The organism is Bradyrhizobium sp. AC87j1 (genome assembly GCF_002936975.1).
Classification (GTDB): Bacteria; Pseudomonadota; Alphaproteobacteria; order Rhizobiales; family Xanthobacteraceae; genus Bradyrhizobium; species Bradyrhizobium shewense.
This window is the reverse complement of sequence record NZ_PTFE01000003.1, coordinates 153,258-169,519: the sequence shown is the minus strand read 5'-3', so window position 1 is coordinate 169,519 and position 16,262 is coordinate 153,258. Positions and strand designations below refer to the sequence as shown.

At 64.7% G+C, this 16,262-nt stretch carries 16 protein-coding genes; 5 read left to right on the top strand and 11 right to left on the bottom strand.

Features of this window, described 5'->3' with window-relative positions; translation table 11 throughout:
- Nucleotides 1-8: 8 nt before the first annotated feature.
- The 4 genes from CV770_RS03590 to CV770_RS03575 form a co-directional block, all read right to left on the bottom strand.
- Nucleotides 9-815 (bottom strand): SDR family NAD(P)-dependent oxidoreductase, encoded by an 807-nt coding sequence (locus CV770_RS03590; protein WP_104461343.1) that lies wholly within the window; start codon nucleotides 813-815, stop codon nucleotides 9-11.
- Nucleotides 816-836: 21 nt separating this feature from the next.
- Complete coding sequence (locus CV770_RS03585; RefSeq protein ID WP_028142561.1) at nucleotides 837-2,129, bottom strand: TRAP transporter large permease; 1,293 nt, start codon at nucleotides 2,127-2,129, stop codon at nucleotides 837-839.
- A complete protein-coding gene (locus CV770_RS03580; RefSeq protein WP_091959366.1) occupies nucleotides 2,120-2,671 on the bottom strand; it encodes a TRAP transporter small permease in 552 nt (183 codons plus the stop codon). Before CV770_RS03580 ends, CV770_RS03585 begins: the two co-directional genes overlap by 10 nt.
- A gap of 64 nt (nucleotides 2,672-2,735) precedes the next feature.
- Entirely contained in the window at nucleotides 2,736-3,707 is a 972-nt protein-coding gene (locus tag CV770_RS03575) for a TRAP transporter substrate-binding protein (RefSeq protein ID WP_104461342.1), read from the bottom strand.
- Between the two features lie 292 nt (nucleotides 3,708-3,999).
- Between CV770_RS03575 and CV770_RS03570 the strand changes: the two genes are divergently transcribed.
- Nucleotides 4,000-4,776 (top strand): cyclase family protein, encoded by a 777-nt coding sequence (locus CV770_RS03570; protein WP_091959596.1) that lies wholly within the window; start codon nucleotides 4,000-4,002, stop codon nucleotides 4,774-4,776.
- Here the strand turns inward: CV770_RS03570 and CV770_RS03565 are convergent.
- Nucleotides 4,773-5,501 carry a Crp/Fnr family transcriptional regulator gene (locus CV770_RS03565; protein ID WP_091959373.1) on the bottom strand — a complete coding sequence of 243 codons (729 nt, stop codon included), beginning with the start codon at nucleotides 5,499-5,501 and terminating at the stop codon, nucleotides 4,773-4,775. The genes CV770_RS03570 and CV770_RS03565 overlap by 4 nt on opposite strands.
- 263 nt (nucleotides 5,502-5,764) lie before the next feature.
- A complete protein-coding gene (locus tag CV770_RS03560) occupies nucleotides 5,765-6,478 on the bottom strand; it encodes a helix-turn-helix domain-containing protein (protein ID WP_104461341.1) in 714 nt (237 codons plus the stop codon).
- 154 nt (nucleotides 6,479-6,632) lie between these two features.
- Between CV770_RS03560 and CV770_RS03555 the strand changes: the two genes are divergently transcribed.
- Nucleotides 6,633-6,950 carry a c-type cytochrome gene (locus CV770_RS03555; protein ID WP_104461340.1) on the top strand — a complete coding sequence of 106 codons (318 nt, stop codon included), beginning with the start codon at nucleotides 6,633-6,635 and terminating at the stop codon, nucleotides 6,948-6,950.
- Between the two features lie 6 nt (nucleotides 6,951-6,956).
- On the opposite strand, the gene CV770_RS03550 is transcribed toward CV770_RS03555, so the two are convergent.
- From CV770_RS03550 to CV770_RS03540, 3 genes are read right to left on the bottom strand one after another with little or no spacing between them, the layout of a single operon-like run.
- Nucleotides 6,957-8,060 carry an ABC-type transport auxiliary lipoprotein family protein gene (locus CV770_RS03550; protein ID WP_104461339.1) on the bottom strand — a complete coding sequence of 368 codons (1,104 nt, stop codon included), beginning with the start codon at nucleotides 8,058-8,060 and terminating at the stop codon, nucleotides 6,957-6,959.
- A gap of 3 nt (nucleotides 8,061-8,063) precedes the next feature.
- Nucleotides 8,064-8,831, bottom strand: a complete 768-nt coding sequence (locus tag CV770_RS03545; RefSeq protein WP_201759683.1) for an ABC transporter ATP-binding protein — start codon at nucleotides 8,829-8,831, stop codon at nucleotides 8,064-8,066.
- A 2-nt stretch (nucleotides 8,832-8,833) separates the two neighbouring features.
- A complete protein-coding gene (locus CV770_RS03540) occupies nucleotides 8,834-9,970 on the bottom strand; it encodes an ABC transporter permease (RefSeq protein WP_091959388.1) in 1,137 nt (378 codons plus the stop codon).
- Between the two features lie 174 nt (nucleotides 9,971-10,144).
- On the opposite strand from CV770_RS03540, the gene CV770_RS03535 reads away from it, so the two are divergent.
- Nucleotides 10,145-10,420, top strand: coding sequence for a hypothetical protein (locus CV770_RS03535; RefSeq protein WP_104461337.1), 276 nt, complete (start codon nucleotides 10,145-10,147; stop codon nucleotides 10,418-10,420).
- Complete coding sequence (locus tag CV770_RS03530) at nucleotides 10,421-10,909, top strand: hypothetical protein (RefSeq protein ID WP_104461336.1); 489 nt, start codon at nucleotides 10,421-10,423, stop codon at nucleotides 10,907-10,909.
- Between the two features lie 11 nt (nucleotides 10,910-10,920).
- Here CV770_RS03530 and CV770_RS03525 read toward each other — a convergent pair whose 3' ends face one another.
- Together CV770_RS03525 and CV770_RS03520 are read right to left on the bottom strand one after the other, a co-directional pair.
- Nucleotides 10,921-13,614: a bifunctional acetate--CoA ligase family protein/GNAT family N-acetyltransferase gene (locus CV770_RS03525; RefSeq protein ID WP_104461335.1), complete on the bottom strand. Its 2,694-nt coding sequence runs from the start codon at nucleotides 13,612-13,614 to the stop codon at nucleotides 10,921-10,923.
- Between the two features lie 66 nt (nucleotides 13,615-13,680).
- The gene (locus tag CV770_RS03520) at nucleotides 13,681-14,520 is read right to left on the bottom strand and encodes a universal stress protein (RefSeq protein WP_104461334.1); all 840 of its coding nucleotides are present in this window, start codon (nucleotides 14,518-14,520) and stop codon (nucleotides 13,681-13,683) included.
- A 194-nt stretch (nucleotides 14,521-14,714) separates the two neighbouring features.
- Here CV770_RS03520 and CV770_RS03515 point away from each other — a divergent pair, with 194 nt between their 5' ends.
- Nucleotides 14,715-16,247 (top strand): bifunctional aminoglycoside phosphotransferase/ATP-binding protein, encoded by a 1,533-nt coding sequence (locus CV770_RS03515; RefSeq protein ID WP_104461333.1) that lies wholly within the window; start codon nucleotides 14,715-14,717, stop codon nucleotides 16,245-16,247.
- Nucleotides 16,248-16,262: the final 15 nt, after the last annotated feature.

The window sequence follows — 16,262 nt, the reverse complement described above, 5'->3', positions numbered from 1 at the left end:
ATGACGCCCTATTTGTGCAGCTGGGTGAGGCCTGTCGGCGGGCCGTCGACGGCGGTCCAGCCGCCATCGACGAACATCGTGCTGCCGCTGACATAGCTCGCGGCGTCCGAAGCGAGATAGGCCACTGCAGTCGCGACCTCGTCGGCGCTGCTCCAGCGGTTGAACACGGTATGGCCGGCGTAGAGATTATAGATGTCGGGGCGCTGCTTGAACGGGCCGGTCAGCGCGGTCTCCGCGATGCTTGGCGCGATTGCGTTGACGCGCACGCCGGCATGGCCGACCTCGGAGGCAAAGCCCTTCACCAGCAGGCCGATCGCCGCCTTGGTCGAGCCGTAGACGCCGAGGCCCGGCTCGATGGTCACCGCGCGCACCGACGAGCAGGCGATGATGCTGCCGCCCTTTTGCGCGACCATGATGCGGCCGAAGGCCTGGAAGAACCACACCGTGCCCTTGACGTTGAGGTTGAGGACACGGTCGAGATCCTCCTCGGTGTAGTCGAGGATGGTCTTGCGGATGTTGAGCCCTGGCGTCGTCACCGCGATGTCGAGCCGCGTGAATTTCTGCATCACGCTTTTAGCCAACGCACTGACGTCTGCAGCGCTCGCGGCGTCACAGCTGGCTGCTTCGGCCCAGCCGCCCTTGTCGCGAATGCCGGCGGCGGTCGCCTCCGCGGCGTCAAGCGCGCGATCGGCGCAGACGACGCGGGCCCCTAACCCGGCCAGCGCCTCGGCCGACGATTTGCCGATGCCCGATGCGGCGCCGAGCACCACGGCCGTCTTGCCGGTGAGATCAAAGAGCTTGCGATAGTCAGTCACTGATAGCTTCTCCTGTAGCTGCTAGCCCTTGTAACCCATGAGCAGGCGGGGCAGCCACAGCGAGAATGCAGGGACGTAGGTCACGAACATCAGTGCTGCGATCAGCGCGGCGTAGAACGGCAGGATGGTGCGCATCACCGCGCCCACCGAAATGCCGCCAATGGCGCAACCGACGAACTGCGTGGTTCCGACCGGCGGGGTGTTCAGCCCGAGGGCGCAATTGATCAGCATCAGCATGCCGAACTGCACCGGATCCATGCCCGCCTTCATCGCGATCGGCAGGAAGATCGGGGTGCAGATCAGGATGGTCGCCGCCATGTCCATGAACGTGCCGAGCACGAACAGGATGACGTTGATGAGCAGGAAGATGACCCAGGGCTGCGTGGAGACCTTGCTCATCAGGTCGCCGGCGAGGTCGGCCACCTCGTAGAGCCCCATCAGGTACTGGAACATGGTGGAGACGCCGATCAGCAGCAGCACCACGCCCGTCGTCTTCACCGCTTTGGCGGCGGCGCGCAGGAAGTTGCTCCAGGTCATGGTGCGGTAGATGAAGAACGTCAGCAGCATCGTGTAGGTGACCGCGACGGCGGCAGATTCTGTAGCCGTGAAGACGCCGGACAGGATGCCTGCCAGGATGATGCCGACGATCAAAAGGCCCGGCAGCGCGGCCGCGAGCGAGCGGAAAACCTCGGCCCAGCCCGGGAACTTGCCGGCCGGATAGCCGCGCTTCACGGCAACGCCATAAGCGGCGACCAGCATGCACGCCATCAACACGATTGCCGGCAGGAGGCCCGCGGCGATCAGCGCGCCGATCGATACCTTGCCCCCGGCTGCCAGGGCATAAATGATCATATTATGGCTGGTCGGCATCAGCGCGCCCACCAGCGAGGCGTGGGTCGTGACATTGACGGCGTAGTCGGTGTCGAACCCCTCCTTCTTCATCATCGGGATCATCACCGCGCCCATCGCCGACACGTCGGCCACGGGCGATCCGGAGACGCCGCCGAACAGGGTGCAGGCGACCACGTTCGACATGCCGAGCCCGCCGCGGATGTGCCCGACGAGATTCTTGGCGAGCTGCACGATCTTGTCGGCGACGCCGCCATGCAGCATCAGCTCACCGCTGAAGACGAAGAACGGGATGGCAAGGAACGAGAAGATGTTCATCCCCGACATCATCTGCTGGAAGATGACGGCGACCGGCAGACCCTCGTAGAGGATGGTGCAGATCGCCGAGAGACCGATGGCGAAGGCAACCGGGACGCCGAGGATCAGGAAGCCGAAAAACGTCGCGCCGAGGATGATCAGTTCCATGAGGGGACGACCTCTTCGCCGCGCAAGAGAGCAATGATGTGCTCGATTGAAAAGGAGACGATCAGGACGCCGGAGGCGATCAGCGGGACGTAGCGGATGACCTCGGGCAGGCCGAGATTGGGGATCTTCACGGTCCCCACGGATGCCCCGAGAATCCAGCCATTATAGGCCATCGCGACGCCAAACGCGGCCACCAGGACGTGGATGACGAGCTCGATCTTCTCTCGCGCGTGGTCGGGCAGCATCACCAACAGGCTGTCCATTCCGATGTGTCCGGCATCGCGCACGCCGACGGCGGCGCCGATCAGGGTGACATACAGGATGAGAACCAGCGCAAGGTTCTCCGTCCAGGTCGGGCTCGAATTGAGCACGTAACGACCGAACACCTGGTAGAACACGACGGTGACGATGAGGAGCAGCCCGCTCACGGACAAATACATGCCTGCGCGCGCGACGACGGCATTGACGCGCGACAGCAAGCCGGTCGCCGGGCGTGCCACGACTGCCCCCTGCTCGTGATCTGCGACGTGTGGGTCTGTCATTCCCGCGCCTCCTTGCGAGGGTCCGGGTCGCCTTGGCCGCGACGCCGGACCCGACGCTGTGGTGTTACTTCGTGTCCTGGATACGCTTGACGAGGCCCTGCAGCTTCTCGTCACCGGCGAACTTCTGGTACACCGGCTTCATCGCGTCGACGAATTCCGCCTTGTTGGCGATCGTCACGACCTGAACGCCGGCGGCCTCGACCGTCTTGCGGGACGCCTGCTCACGCTCGTCCCAGAGCTTGCGCATGACGGGCACCGATTCCTTGGCCGCCTTGCGGACCATCGCCTGATCCTCCTTGCTCAGCGTGTCCCAGACCTTCTTGGACATCACCAGAACTTCGGGCGCCAGGGAGTGCTCGGTGATGTTGTAGAATTTGGCGGCCTCGAAATGGCGCGACGACTCGTAGGAGGGCCAGTTGTTTTCGGCTGCATCCACCAGGCCGGTCTTGAGCGCGGTATAGACCTCGCCATACGGCATCGGCGTCGGGTTGGCGCCGAGGCTCTGGATCATGCCGACCCACAAATCGGACTGCTGAACGCGAATCTTCAGACCCTTCAGGTCCGCGAGCGACTTGACCGGCGCCTTCACGGTGTAAATGGACCGGGCGCCGCTGTCGTAATAGGCAAGGCCGACCAGACCTGCGGGCTCCATGGCCGCCAGGATCTCATCGCCGATCGGCCCGTCAAGAACCGTGCGCATATGCTGGGTGTCGCGGAAGACGAAGGGCAGGCACAACGCGACGGTTTCCGGCACGAAGTTGTTGAGCGGCGATGCGTTGATCCGCATCATATCGAGTGCACCGATCTTGAGCTGCTCGATGGTGTCCTTCTCGGAGCCCAGGGCGCCGTTCGGAAACACCTTGACGCCGAGCTTGCCGCCGCTCGCCGCCGCGAGCTGCTTGCCCATGAACTTGACGGCCTCGACAGTCGGATAATCGGCGGGGTGCACGTCGGCGGAGCGGAAATCGCGGGCAGTCGCCAGGGGCGCTGAGAGCACCAATGCAACGGCTGCGATGATACCGGTGAGTGTCTTCATCTGGGCTTCCTCCTGGGTTGATTATGTCGTTGTCGGCAGGCTGCAGGCCGCCTTGGGTCGCTCCCCTTCAGGTGTGAAGTCAAGCGCCAATCTCGTCCCTAGGGCGCGCGGCATTCCATGTCCAAGCCAAATCCGGCATTGATCGATGCAGCAGTTGCATCGATCGATCTGGCGCAATTCGCGTCGTTGTGGAAGCCGGCGGGACGGCTTGCGTCGCCGGCACGTGACTTGACCCGACCAGGAGAGGCCCCTCAAGATGTCCGAAACAGCGGACTATTTCGAAGGAATGCCCATGCCGCGGAAGCTGATCGATATCTCGGTGCCGCTCAGAAACGACGTGACGGCCGATCCGCCGGGCAACCATCCGACCATCCAATACATCGATCACCAGCAGGGCCTGCCGCGCATGCTGCAGTTTTTCGACGGCCTCAAGGCGCAGGATTTGCCCGATGGCCAGGGCTGGGCCGTCGAGCAGGTCTCGCTGTCGACCCATAACGGCACGCATCTCGATGCGCCCTGGCATTTCCATCCGACCATGAACCGCGGCGAGCGGTCATGGACGATCGACGAGGTGCCCCTGGAATGGTGCTTTCAGCCCGGCGTGAAGCTCGACTTCCGGCATCTGCCCGACGGCTACGTCGCGAGCGCGGACGATGTCGAGACGGAGCTGAAGCGCATCGGGCACACGCTGTCGCCGCTGGAGATCGTGGTCGTCAACACCAGCGCCGGCGCCAAATTCGGCAACGCCGACTACGTCAATTCCGGCTGCGGCATGGGCTATGAAGCCACCATGTATCTGCTCGAACGCGGCGTGCGGCTGACCGGCACCGACGGTTGGAGCTGGGACGCGCCGTTCCTCTACACCGCGAAGAAATATGCCGAAACAAAAGATGCCGGCCTGATCTGGGAGGGCCATAAGGCGGGACGGCACATCGGCTATTGCCATCTCGAGAAACTGCACAATCTCGACCAGCTGCCCCCGACCGGCTTCACGGTCTCATGCTTTCCGGTCAAGATCGAACGCGCCTCCGCGGGCTGGACCCGCGCGGTCGCCATCATCGACGGTTAGTTGCCGTCGAGGCCGCTTTCGACGAGTTCGCGCAATGCCTCAGTGTCGAGCACGACGATGGCGCCGTGCTCGAGACGAACCCAGTTACGGCCGGCCCAGGCGCGCAATTGCTTGTTGATGCTCTCGCGCGTCATCCCCACCATCTCGCTGATCTCCTGCTGCGTGATGGCGAGCGTGCCGCTGCCGGAGTCGAATTTGCGCTCCTCGGTGAGACCGAGCAGTGCGCTCGCCAACCGGCCCGGCAGATTCTGCAGGATGACCTGTTCGACCTGCTGGCTGGTCCAGCGCAGACGGGCGCAGAGCAGCTCGATGAATTTCATCGCCAGCGCCGGCTGGCTCTTCACGAACGGCAGGAAGTCCCGGCGATCGATGATGTAGAGCTCGCAATTGGTGTTGGCGGTCGCATCGGCCGACCGGGGAGCACCGTCGAGCACCGCGATCTCGCCGAAGATTTCTCCGGGACCGATCAGATTGAGAATGGCGTTCCGTCCGTCGGGCGACGAGGAGGAAATCTTCACTGTCCCCGTGATCACCGCGAACAGATTGTTGCCGGGATCGCCCTTGGCAGCGATCGTCGCGCCGCGCTTCACCGTGGTGTGCTTGGCATAGCGGCAGAGCTGATCGAGCGCGTCCGGCTCCAGATCCGCGAAGATCGGGTGCTTGCGCAGGACCGATAGTTTATTGCCCGCCGACTGTCGGGGGTCGCCGGTCTTGTCCTGAGGCACGCCGCGGGGCTCCTAAGACTGCGAGGCACTGAGTTCCTGCGTAGTCAACGTTATCAGGCTTTTCAACCGGAAAGCACCCGCGCGTTTTGTGGCAAATGCCGCGAAAAGGCCGCGTTCAAGCCGAAAGCCTGCATCCGAAGGCTGCGCCGATGCGGTCCGGTCGATGCAGAGTTGCAGGCAGCGCAAGCCGCGCTTGCGTTGAGGCGCTGGCGAAGGCCCAAGCCGGCCGAGCGTCGGCTGTTGGCGCGTCTGCAGACGGGCTATCAGGCTGCGGCCAGCGCCTCGGCACGGGCAGGATCGAGCAGGCTGATGCCGCCGTGAATGATCTCGATCACGCCGTGACGCTCCAGCTTGGTGAAGGTGCGACTGACGGTTTCGATGGTCAGGCCGAGATAGTCGGCGATGTCCTGACGGCTCATCGGAAGCGGGACCGTGTCGGACAGCCCCTTGAGCGCGACCTGCCTTTCCCGCCAGCCGAGCAGGAAGGTCGCGACCTTCTCGTCGGCCGAGCGGCGGCCGAGCAGGACCATATGGTCGCGTGCCTGGCTCAATTCGCGGATGGCCAGCTCGTTGATCCGCCTGAGCAGCTGCGGCCGGTCCTCGATGAAGCGGCCGAAGGGCGCTTTGGCAAACTGGCACACGGTCACCGCGCCGATCGCATCGGCCGAAAAATTGTGCCGGCCGGAGATGTTCATCCCCAGGAAATCGCCGGGCAAGGCAAAACCGACGATCTGCCGCCGGCCGTCGGGCAGCAGCTTGTATAGCCGCATGACGCCTTCGAGGACGTTGTAGAATGAGGTCGTGATGTCCTCCTCGGAGAACACGGTCTCGCCGGAGTCAAAATGAACGCGGCGTCCGAGATGCTCGAATTCCCTGAGCTCGGCCGCATCCAGCGACGAACAAACCGCCGCTCCGCGTATGGCGCAATCGCTGCAGAAATGCCCGTTCGGCTCAATCGTGACCACGGAAGCCTTCATCCACCGCTCCCCGCGCCGGCTGCTCCCGACACCGGGCCGAGTCCACCGCGCAGGTGCATTTTACTGCACTGCGCCAAAGCCAATTGACATTGATCAAATCTGAGTGGCATCCCCCGTCATATTCTGCGTCCAGACTTCGACGGGATCATTTTCCATGCTGCAAGCCGCCCTGCGTCACGGCCTGATTGGGCTGCTTCTGATGACGCCTGCGCTGGCGGCCCCGACCGCCGAACAACGCGGCAAGGCCTTCGCACGGGCCAATTGCGCACGCTGTCACGCGATCGACCGCGTCTCTCACAGCCCGCTCGAGGGCGCGCCTCCGCTGCGCACGCTGCACCAGCGTTATCCGATCGAGACCCTTGGTGAGGCGCTGGCCGAAGGGATCTACACCGGTCACGACGACATGCCGGCCTTCGAACTCAGTCCGGACCAGATCCACGATCTCCTGTCCTACCTGAAGACGCTGGAATAGACGGCGTCACATCGCCTGCACGCTCCACCCGATCAGCTCCTTGACGATGCGGGCGAAGGCCGCATCGAAGGCGGCGACTGCAGCGGCCGGCTCGACCTTGTCGAGCTTTTCGCTGGTCTCGATCAGGCGCGATGCCACCACCTTGCCGTTCTTGTCGACGATCCGCGCCGACAGTTCGATCTCCACCCGTGTCTCGCCCTCCGTGGCGATCCGAAAGCGCCGGATGTCGATCAGGAGCTGGTAATCCGCCTGACCGAGGTCGGTCGTGCGTAGCGGGGCGTGGGCGATGTCGTAATTCTCAAAACTGTCGATCAGGCGGGCCTGCACCAGTTTCGGAATGCTGTCGGCCCAGAGGAAATCCGCAAAGCCCGGTCTGTCCCCGACGGGCGCGAACAGCATGCGCTGGGTCTGCAGCATTGCGACCGCGCTCGGCTCGGGAATGGCCAGGGAGGCGGAGAGCGTCTTGCCGGCCGGCCCGAGATTCTTCGGCGTGCGCAGGTCGTAGGTGATTTTCTGCGCGGGCGTCCCGCCGCCGGTCATCTTCTCCAGGCCCGCAATGATGCCGTCGAGCTTGCCGGTATTGCGCGCCAGGCCGTCGGAGAACGTCTTGAAATTCGCGATGGTGTCCTTCAGCGGGCCGGAATTGTCCTGAAGCACCGTGTCGACCCGCCGCAGCGCATCGCGCGCCGCCTGCGTCATGCTCTGGCCGGCGCCGGCCTCCGCGATCAAGGTCACAGGCTCGCCTGCTTTGGCGACGATCGCGCCGCCCTCCAACGTCACCACCGGCACGCCGGTCAGGCCCTGGAATTCGAGGCCAACCCTGGTGTCGGAACGCACCGGCGTGACGGTCGCAACCGAGATCGTCGCATTGACGAAGCGCGGGTTATCCGGCGCGAGCCCGAGCTGGGTCACCTCACCGACACGGATGCCGTTGAACAGCACACCGGCGCCGACCAGCAGGCCTGGGACCGGCCCCTGGAATTGCACCTGGTAGTTCGTGCGCGGCCCGATGCCGCCGGTGTTGTTCAGCCAATAGACGAAGCCGAACACCGCGAGGATCGCGGCCAGCACGAAACTGCCGATCAGCACGTGGGGAGCGCGGGTTTCCATGTCTCATCTCATCTCGTGTTGCAGCATCTGCGAGCGCTTGCCGTGGAAATAGGCGCGCACCCAGGGATGCTCGGATTGCAGCAATTCGCGCATCGGGCCGATCGCCACGATCTTGCCGTCGGCCAGCGCGGCGACGCGGTCGCAGACCGTGGTCAGGCTGGCAAGGTCGTGGGTCACCATGAACACGGTCAGCCTCAGCGTCTTTTGCAGCGTCGTGATCAGTGCGTCGAAATCGCCGGCGGCGATCGGATCGAGGCCGGAGGTCGGCTCGTCCAGGAACAGGATCGGCGGATCGAGCGCGAGTGCGCGTGCCAGCGCCACGCGCTTGGTCATGCCGCCCGACAGCTCCGCCGGATATTTGTCGGCGTCCTGGGCGCGCAAGCCGACCATCTCGAGCTTGGCGATCGCGATCTCGTCCATCAGCTCCTGCGATAGGACGAGATTTTCGCGTAAGGGAAACTGGACGTTCTGGCGGACCGTCAGCGAGGAGAACAGCGCGCCTTGCTGGAACAGGATGCCCCATGTCGTGGCTGCGCCGCGGCCGTGGCCGCCGGTGGGCTGGCCCATGACCTCGATGGTCCCGCCCTGGCGCGGGATGAGGCCGATGATGGTGCGCATCAGCACCGACTTGCCGCCGCCGGACGCCCCCACCAGCCCGAGAATCTCGCCGCGGCGAACGTCGAGCGACAAATCGTCGAGCACGGTCTGGCGGCCGAAACCGACCACGAGGTCACGGACGCGGATCGCGAACTCGTCCTGCGATACGTCCATCGTCACATTCCGATCGAGGCAAAGAAGATCGCGAACAGGCCGTCGAGGACGATCACCAGGAAGATCGACTTCACCACCGACGTCGTGGTCTGCCGCCCGAGCGACTCCGCGCTGCCCTTAACGCGCAGTCCCTCGCTGCAGGCGACGATCCCGATCACCAGCGCCATGAACGGCGCTTTCAGGATGCCCACCTCGAAATGGGTGACGGAGATCGCCTCGTGCAGCCGCGCGATGTAGATCGCCGGCCCCATGTCGCCGTAGAACTGCGCGACGAGACCGCCGCCATAGAGCGCGGCGACCGATCCGATGAAGGTGAGGATCGGCAGCGCAATGACCAGGGCCGCAACGCGCGGCAGGATCAGGATTTCGACGGGATCGAGCCCCATGGTCGAGAGCGCGTCGATCTCCTCGCGCATCTTCATCGAGCCGAGCTCGGCGGTATAGGCGCTTCCCGACCGTCCCGCGACCATGATGGCGACGATCAGCACGCCGAGCTCACGCAGCACCAGGATGCCGACCATGTCGACGGTGTAGGATTCCGCGCCGAACCTGCGGAAGTGGAAGAAGCCCTGCTGCGCGATGATGGCGCCGATCAGGAAGGTGATCAGCGCGACGATGGGGATCGCCTGCCACCCGATGCGGTAGAGCTGATAAACCAGCGAGGTCAGCCGCAGCGAACGCGGCCGGCGCAGCACGCCTATCACGGCCATGAACAATGCGCCGAGCATCTGGAGGAAGATCGTGACGTCTTCCCGCGCGTCGGCCGTGGACTTGCCGAGGTCGCCCAGCCTCGCCAGCACCGGATTGGGCGCAGCCGTCGGGGCCGGCGTGTGGCGGTTGACCTGGCGCACCTCATCCAGCAGCCCGCTGAAATGATCGGCGACGCCGACGAATTCGGCCGACCTGCCCGATGTTGCGGCCCTGCGCGACAATTTTTCCAGGACCCAGGCACCGAGCGTGTCGAGCGCACTGACGCCCGACATGTCCAGGGTGACGACGCGCGAGCGATCGACGTCGGCACCAACCGAGCGGGACAATGTCTCCAGCGTGACCACATTCGCGGCGGTCCAGGGCCCTTCAGGGCGCAGGTTCAGCGCGTCGCCGGACGGCGTCGCGAGCAACAGCGGTTCGTGGTTCACGCTTCCACCTCATCGGGACAACCGGTCCCCATTCAGACGGTATTTCTAGACCAGCATATGGCGGCCGGCTTGACCTGTCTCAAGACCCGCACCGTGGCCAACGCTTGAGGCAAATCAAGCGCGATCGCGCGGGTGCGCCTTAGGCTCGCTTCCATTCAATGGGGATACCAGTCCATGTTCGACAGCGACAGGATGAGCGAAGAATTGCGGGCGCTGAAGGTTGACGTCACAAGCTTGCTGAGCACCGCCGGCGAGGAGTTGTTCGAGAGCTCGAAGGACCGCGCCGAGGCGCTCGCCGATCAGATCCGTGCCGCGCTGACCGAGCTCGGCGAGACCGTGGACGAAGAGCAGGCGCAGCTTCAGGGTCTCATTGCGGAGCGTCCGATCACGTCGCTCGCCTCCGCCTTCGCGCTCGGCGTCGTTATCGGCTTCATGCTGAGGAGACATTAGGTGAATACCGAGAATGTGGTCAAACATCTGCGTGCGCTGTGGCGCACCGACAGGATCATCGCGGACATCAGGCTGCGCCATCTGCTTGTTGGCCTCGGCTTGCGTGCCTTTGCGGCGCTGATCGCGGCGTTCGGGCTTCTGATGCTGGAGCTGTCGGCCTGTTTCGCGCTGGTGCAGATCTGGAGCGCGATTGCCGCGGCGGCCATCCTCGGCGCCGTCAATTTCGCCATCGCGGCCGCTCTGTTCGCGATCGCCGGCCGCGCTCCGTCAGGCCGCGATATCGAGCTTGCCAACGAAATTCACGACACCTCCATCGAAGCCCTCCAGCTCGAGGCGCGCGCGCTCCAGGCCCAGGTGTCGGGCGTGGTGCACCATCCGCTCAGCACGATCGTGCCGGTGCTGGTGCCGCTGATCGCGATCATCATCAGGAACCTGCGGACGTCCTCCAAGACGTCCGCCTCAGCGAATTCGGCTGAAGCGCGCTCCTGAAGCAGGCGCGCTCAGAGCTTTAATTTGACGTCGCAGATATCCGGCTCGGCCGGATCGGGCTTGACCTCGAAGCCGAGCTGCCGGCACATTTCGAGCATCACGGTGTTCTCTTTGAGCACGTCGCCCGAGATGCCTTTCAGCCCTTCCGACTTGGCGTAATTGATGATGAGCTGCATGAGGGCCCAGCCGAGCCCCCTGCCCTTGAGATCGGACCGGAGCAGGATCGCGTATTCACCGCTCTCGTAGATCGAATCCGAATGGAGCCGGACCACGCCGACCATTTCGCCGGTGGCCTCGTCGAAGGCAATGAAGGCCATCGCGCGCGCATAATCGAGCTGGGTCAGGCGCGCGATGAACTCGTGGGTGAACTCCTTCATCGGCGCGAAGAAGCGCAGGCGAAGGTCGTGCGGGGTGACGTGACGCAGGAATTCGTGGATGGTCGGCTCGTCCTCGGGGCGCATCGGCCGCACGAAGATGCGCCAGTCGTCCTTGAGCTTGAGGCGGCGCTCCCATTGTGACGGATAGGCGCGAACGGCGAAATTGGCCGGGCCTGAGCCGACAAACTTTCGTTGCGGCGGCCCGACCGCGACGCGGGCGTCAACCGCGGTCACGCCGGTTTCGTCCGCCAGCAGCGGATTGATGTCGAATTCGCGGATCTCGGGAATGTCGGCCGCCATCTGCGCCAGCTTGACCAGCACCATGGCGACGGCGTCCTGCTTGACCGCCGGCACATCACGATAGGCCTTTAGCAGGCGCGACACGCGCGTGCGGTCGATCAAATCGCGGGCGAGCTGCAAGTCCAGCGGCGGCAGCGCCAGCGCCTTGTCGTTGATGATCTCCACCGCCGTGCCGCCACGGCCGAACACCACGACGGTGCCGAAGGTGGAATCGTCGGCGAGGCCCAGGATCAGCTCGCGCGCCTTCGCCTTGACGACCATCGCCTGGACGATGACGCCGCCGATGCGGGCCTCGGGCCGCAGCTTTCTCGCCCGGGCGAGAATGTCGGAGGTGGCCGCTCGCACGGCCTCGGGCGTCGTCAGATTGAGCACGACGCCGCCGACATCGGATTTGTGGATGATGTCCCGCGACATGATCTTCAGCACCACGGTGCCGCCCTGCGCAAAGATTTCCTTCGCATAGGCCACCGCCTGCTCGACATCGGTTGCCGCATAGGTCGGCACCATCGCGATGTCGTAAGCTTCGAGCAGGTGCTTGATCTCGACCGGCTCGAGCCACTCACGGCCATCGGCGATCGCGGCGGTGACGATCTGCCTCGCCCCCCGGGCATCCGGCACGAACGTATCGGGCATCGCGGGAGGAACCTGGCTCAGCTCCTCCACCACTTCGCGGTGCCTGACCAGATGCATGAAGCCGCGCACGGCGTCGTCCTCGGTCGGATAGTTCGGCACGCCGGCACCGGAGAGGGCCTGAATGATGTGCTGATCGGCCCCGACCCAGGCCGCCAATACGGGCTTGGCCCATCGGCGGTGCTGCTCGCGATATTTGCCGACGATCTCAGTCACGGTCGTGGCGATCTCGGCGGCCGAGGCGATCGCCGTTTGCACGTTGAGGACCAGGACCGCATCATTGTCGCGATCGGCCAACAGCACCTCCAGCGCCGCCGCGTAGCGCGAGGCGTCAGCATCGCCCACGATGTCGACGGGATTTGCACCGGACCAGGTCGGCGGCAGGGCCGCATCGAGCGTCTTGCGCGCCTCCGCCGAGATGGTCGCCGGAATTCCGCCGAGTTCGACCAATCGATCGACGGCGAGGACGCCGATGCCGCCACCGTTGGTCAGGATGGCGAGACGCTTTCCCGTCGGCGATTCGACGCGGCCGAGTGTCTCGGCGCAATCGAACAGCTCACGCAGATCTGAGACGCGCAGGACACCCGCGCGGCGGAACGCCGCGTCATAGACCGCGTCCGCGCCGGCGAGCGCGCCGGTATGCGTGGCGGCCGCCTTTGCGCCCTGCGCCATGCGCCCCGACTTCACTACGACGACGGGCTTCACGCGCGCGGCGGCACGCGCTGCCGACATGAACTTGCGCGCGTCCTTGATGGATTCGATGTAGAGCAGGATCGCGCGGGTCTTGTGATCCATCGCGAAATAGTCGAGCAGATCGGCGATATCGACGTCGATCTGATCGCCGATCGAGACGATGCCGGAAAAGCCGACGCCGCGCTGCGCAGCCCAGTCGACCATGCCGGCAGCGATCGCGCCCGATTGCGAGATCAGCGCGAGGCTGCCCGCCCCCGGCATGTGCGCGGCAAAGCTGGCATTCAGGCTGACCCCGGGCATCATGATGCCGAGGCAGTTCGGTCCGATCAGGCGCATGCCGTATTTGCTGGCCGCCGCGATTGCAGCCTCGTGCAGAGATCCCGGTCCGTGGCCTAGCCCGGCGGAGACGATCAGCGCGCCTGCCGATCCGCGACGGCCGGCCTGGTCGATGATACCGGGAATCTCGCGCGCCGGCGCCGTGATGACCACAAGCTCGGGCACGAAGTCCAACCCGTCCAGATTTTTCACCGCCGCGACGCCGCCGATTTCGGCATGGCGTGGATTGACAAGGCCGAAGCGCCCCTTGAATTCGGCCTTGTGAATGTTCTCCAGAACGGCGCGTCCGACGGAGACCGGACGGGCGCTCGCGCCGACGAGCGCAACTGAACGCGGCGCCAGCAGATTGTTGAGACGGTAGGTTGACATGAAAGCAAATGCGCCGGGTCAGCGGCGGTTCCGATGATGGACGATCAAGCCGGGAAAATGGCGAGCTTAGTGCGAGATCATAACCCAGCACGGTGGCTGGCCAATGACGGTCTTTGTCACACCGCCCCAGACGATCTCGTTCAGCCGTGAATGATGGTAGGCGCCCATCACGATCGCATCCATGCCATGGGAATTCGCCCAGCTTCCCAGTACCTTGCCGATCGAGCTGCCGTTGCCGGTCACCGTTTCGAACGAAGCATAGACCCCGTGTTCCCTGAGATGGTCGACGAGAGCCGCGCCGGATCGCACCACCGCGTCAGCCTTGTCCTCCACTACCGTCACCACGCGGACTGAGGTGGCAGCCTGAAGAATCGGCAATGCGTCGCCCACTGCACGCGCGGCGCGGGCAGAATGATCCCAGGCGATCATGACGTTCTCGAATTCCGGCCGCAACTGCTCCGCATGCTGCTCCGGGCAGAGCAGCAGCGGCCGCCCGGATTCGAACAGGAAAGTTTCGATGATGTGCTCCGTTCGGCTGTCGTGCGGCTTCACGGGAAACAGCGTGAGATCGCTGAAGCGGGCATGCTCGGCCAGGATCGCCGCGATCTGGTCAGCCGGCACCTTGCCCGTTCGGCTCTGGGCGCGGATGTTGGCGCGGGACGCCGCATTGGTGAAGGCATTGAGGAGCTGCTGCGTGTCGTCCGCCTCACGCGAACTGCCGGCCTCCGCGGAATCGCGATCATGAGGCAGCATCACCTTCGGCCTCTCGAAAACGTCTTCCTCGAGCGCGAGCGCCGTGATCCTGGCGCCGAGGTCGGCGGCGACGGCCACACATTTCTCGATCGCAACCAGGGCCGGTCCGCGGGGCTGGCCGACAAGCGGCAGAAAGACATCCTTGATGGGCATCGGGATTCTCCTTGGGCGTCAGAATACGCCCGCGTTCGTCCGGATGCTTGATCCTGGTCAAGCCAAGGGAACCTCGTCCAGTTCACCAGTAACAGGTGTTAACCGACGTCAAGGACTGGCCGCGATCTGCTTCTAAGGATTACCTTGGTCGGCGGACGGGCCGCCTTCCGACGCATCTGGATGTACCAGCGGGAATGACAAACGATTCTGCGACCCAGGACCGGATCTTTGCGGCTCTCACCGATTCTGCCGTGTATCCTGACGTGACGCGGATCGATACGCACGCAGCTTCAGTGTTCCTCGACGGCAAGCGCGCGTTGAAGATCAAGCGCGCCGTCCGGTTTCCCTTCCTCGATTATTCGACGCTCGAGAAGCGCAAGGCAGCATGCGAGGAGGAGATCCGGATCAACCGGCCGCTGGCGCCGCAGATCTATCATCGCGTCGTGGCGATCACGGAAGAGCCGGACGGCTCGGTGCAGGTCGACGGACCCGGCCGGCCGATCGAGTATGCGGTGGAGATGACACGCTTCGACGAAAATCGGACGCTCGATCATCTGGCAAAGGCCGGCCCGCTGAATGCGGCCCTTGCTTCGGCTGCCGCCGACGCGATCGTGGCTTCCCACGGCGCAGCGACACGCGCCGACGGCGAAGCATGGGTCGCCTCCATCCCCGCCCTGATCGACGGCAACGATAACGGTCTGCGGGCCGGCGGTCATTTCAACGCGGCAGACGTCGAAAAGCTCGGCAAAGCCTCCCACGAAGCGTTCCTGCGTGTTCGTCCGCTGCTCGCAGCGCGCGGCTGTCAGGGCTTCGTGCGCCGCTGCCATGGCGATCTGCATCTCGCAAACATCGTTCTGCTCGACGACCGGCCGGTGCTGTTCGATGCCATCGAGTTCGATGCGCGGATCGCAACCGTCGACGTGCTCTACGATCTCGCATTCACTCTGATGGACCTGTTGCGCTACGATCAGCCAGCTGCCGCCAACATCGTCCTGAACCGCTATCTCGCTGCGACGCCGGCCGACAATCTCGACGCCCTCTCGGCCCTGCCGCTGTTCATGTCCATCCGGGCGGCGATCCGCGCCCAGGTGGCCCTGGCACGGCTGAAGCCGCCGCATTCCGATAACCCCGGTATCCTGGATGAGGCGCAGCGTTATTTTGAGCTCGCGGGGATGCTGATCCATCCCGCCGCTCCGCGCCTGATTGCGGTCGGCGGCCTGTCAGGCACCGGCAAGACCGTCCTGGCGAATGCGCTCGCGCCCGTCGTCGCACCGCCCCCGGGGGCCGTCGTGCTGCGCAGCGACCTCGTCCGCAAGCAGATGTTCGGGGTCGAGGACACGCACCGCCTGCCGCCGTCCGCCTACACGCCGGAGCACGCGGCCCGCGTCTACGACACGCTGGTTCAGCACGCCCGGCGGGTGCTGGCGCAGGGCCATTCGGCGATCATCGACGGCGTATTCGCCCGCGAGGACGAACGGGACGCGATCGCCGCACTGGCGCGAGAGCGCAAGGTGCCGCTGAACGGCCTGTTTCTGGTTGCGGACCTCGCGACCCGGCAGATGCGGATCGGAGGCCGCCGGGGAGACGCATCCGACGCCACGCAGGAGGTTGCTGCGCAGCAAGAGCACTATAATATCGGTCACGTCGGCTGGGCGACCATCGATGCATCCGGGACGCAACAGCAGACGCTCCAGAACTGCCGGGACGCGATCGCTGAAGGCAAATAGGGCAATCTGATTGGC

What these genes read in the sequence shown, in the direction of transcription:
- CV770_RS03560 (WP_104461341.1), bottom strand. Translation starts at nt 6,478, where the DNA reads ATGAAGGCTTCCGTGGTCACGATTGAGCCGAACGGGCATTTCTGCAGC.
- CV770_RS03580 (WP_091959366.1), bottom strand. Translation starts at nt 2,671, where the DNA reads ATGACAGACCCACACGTCGCAGATCACGAGCAGGGGGCAGTCGTGGCA.
- CV770_RS03525 (WP_104461335.1), bottom strand. Translation starts at nt 13,614, where the DNA reads ATGTCAACCTACCGTCTCAACAATCTGCTGGCGCCGCGTTCAGTTGCG.
- CV770_RS03575 (WP_104461342.1), bottom strand. Translation starts at nt 3,707, where the DNA reads ATGAAGACACTCACCGGTATCATCGCAGCCGTTGCATTGGTGCTCTCA.
- CV770_RS03520 (WP_104461334.1), bottom strand. Translation starts at nt 14,520, where the DNA reads ATGCCCATCAAGGATGTCTTTCTGCCGCTTGTCGGCCAGCCCCGCGGA.
- CV770_RS03555 (WP_104461340.1), top strand. Translation starts at nt 6,633, where the DNA reads ATGCTGCAAGCCGCCCTGCGTCACGGCCTGATTGGGCTGCTTCTGATG.
- CV770_RS03570 (WP_091959596.1), top strand. Translation starts at nt 4,000, where the DNA reads ATGCCGCGGAAGCTGATCGATATCTCGGTGCCGCTCAGAAACGACGTG.
- CV770_RS03585 (WP_028142561.1), bottom strand. Translation starts at nt 2,129, where the DNA reads ATGGAACTGATCATCCTCGGCGCGACGTTTTTCGGCTTCCTGATCCTC.
- CV770_RS03550 (WP_104461339.1), bottom strand. Translation starts at nt 8,060, where the DNA reads ATGGAAACCCGCGCTCCCCACGTGCTGATCGGCAGTTTCGTGCTGGCC.
- CV770_RS03535 (WP_104461337.1), top strand. Translation starts at nt 10,145, where the DNA reads ATGTTCGACAGCGACAGGATGAGCGAAGAATTGCGGGCGCTGAAGGTT.
- CV770_RS03515 (WP_104461333.1), top strand. Translation starts at nt 14,715, where the DNA reads ATGACAAACGATTCTGCGACCCAGGACCGGATCTTTGCGGCTCTCACC.
- CV770_RS03545 (WP_201759683.1), bottom strand. Translation starts at nt 8,831, where the DNA reads ATGGACGTATCGCAGGACGAGTTCGCGATCCGCGTCCGTGACCTCGTG.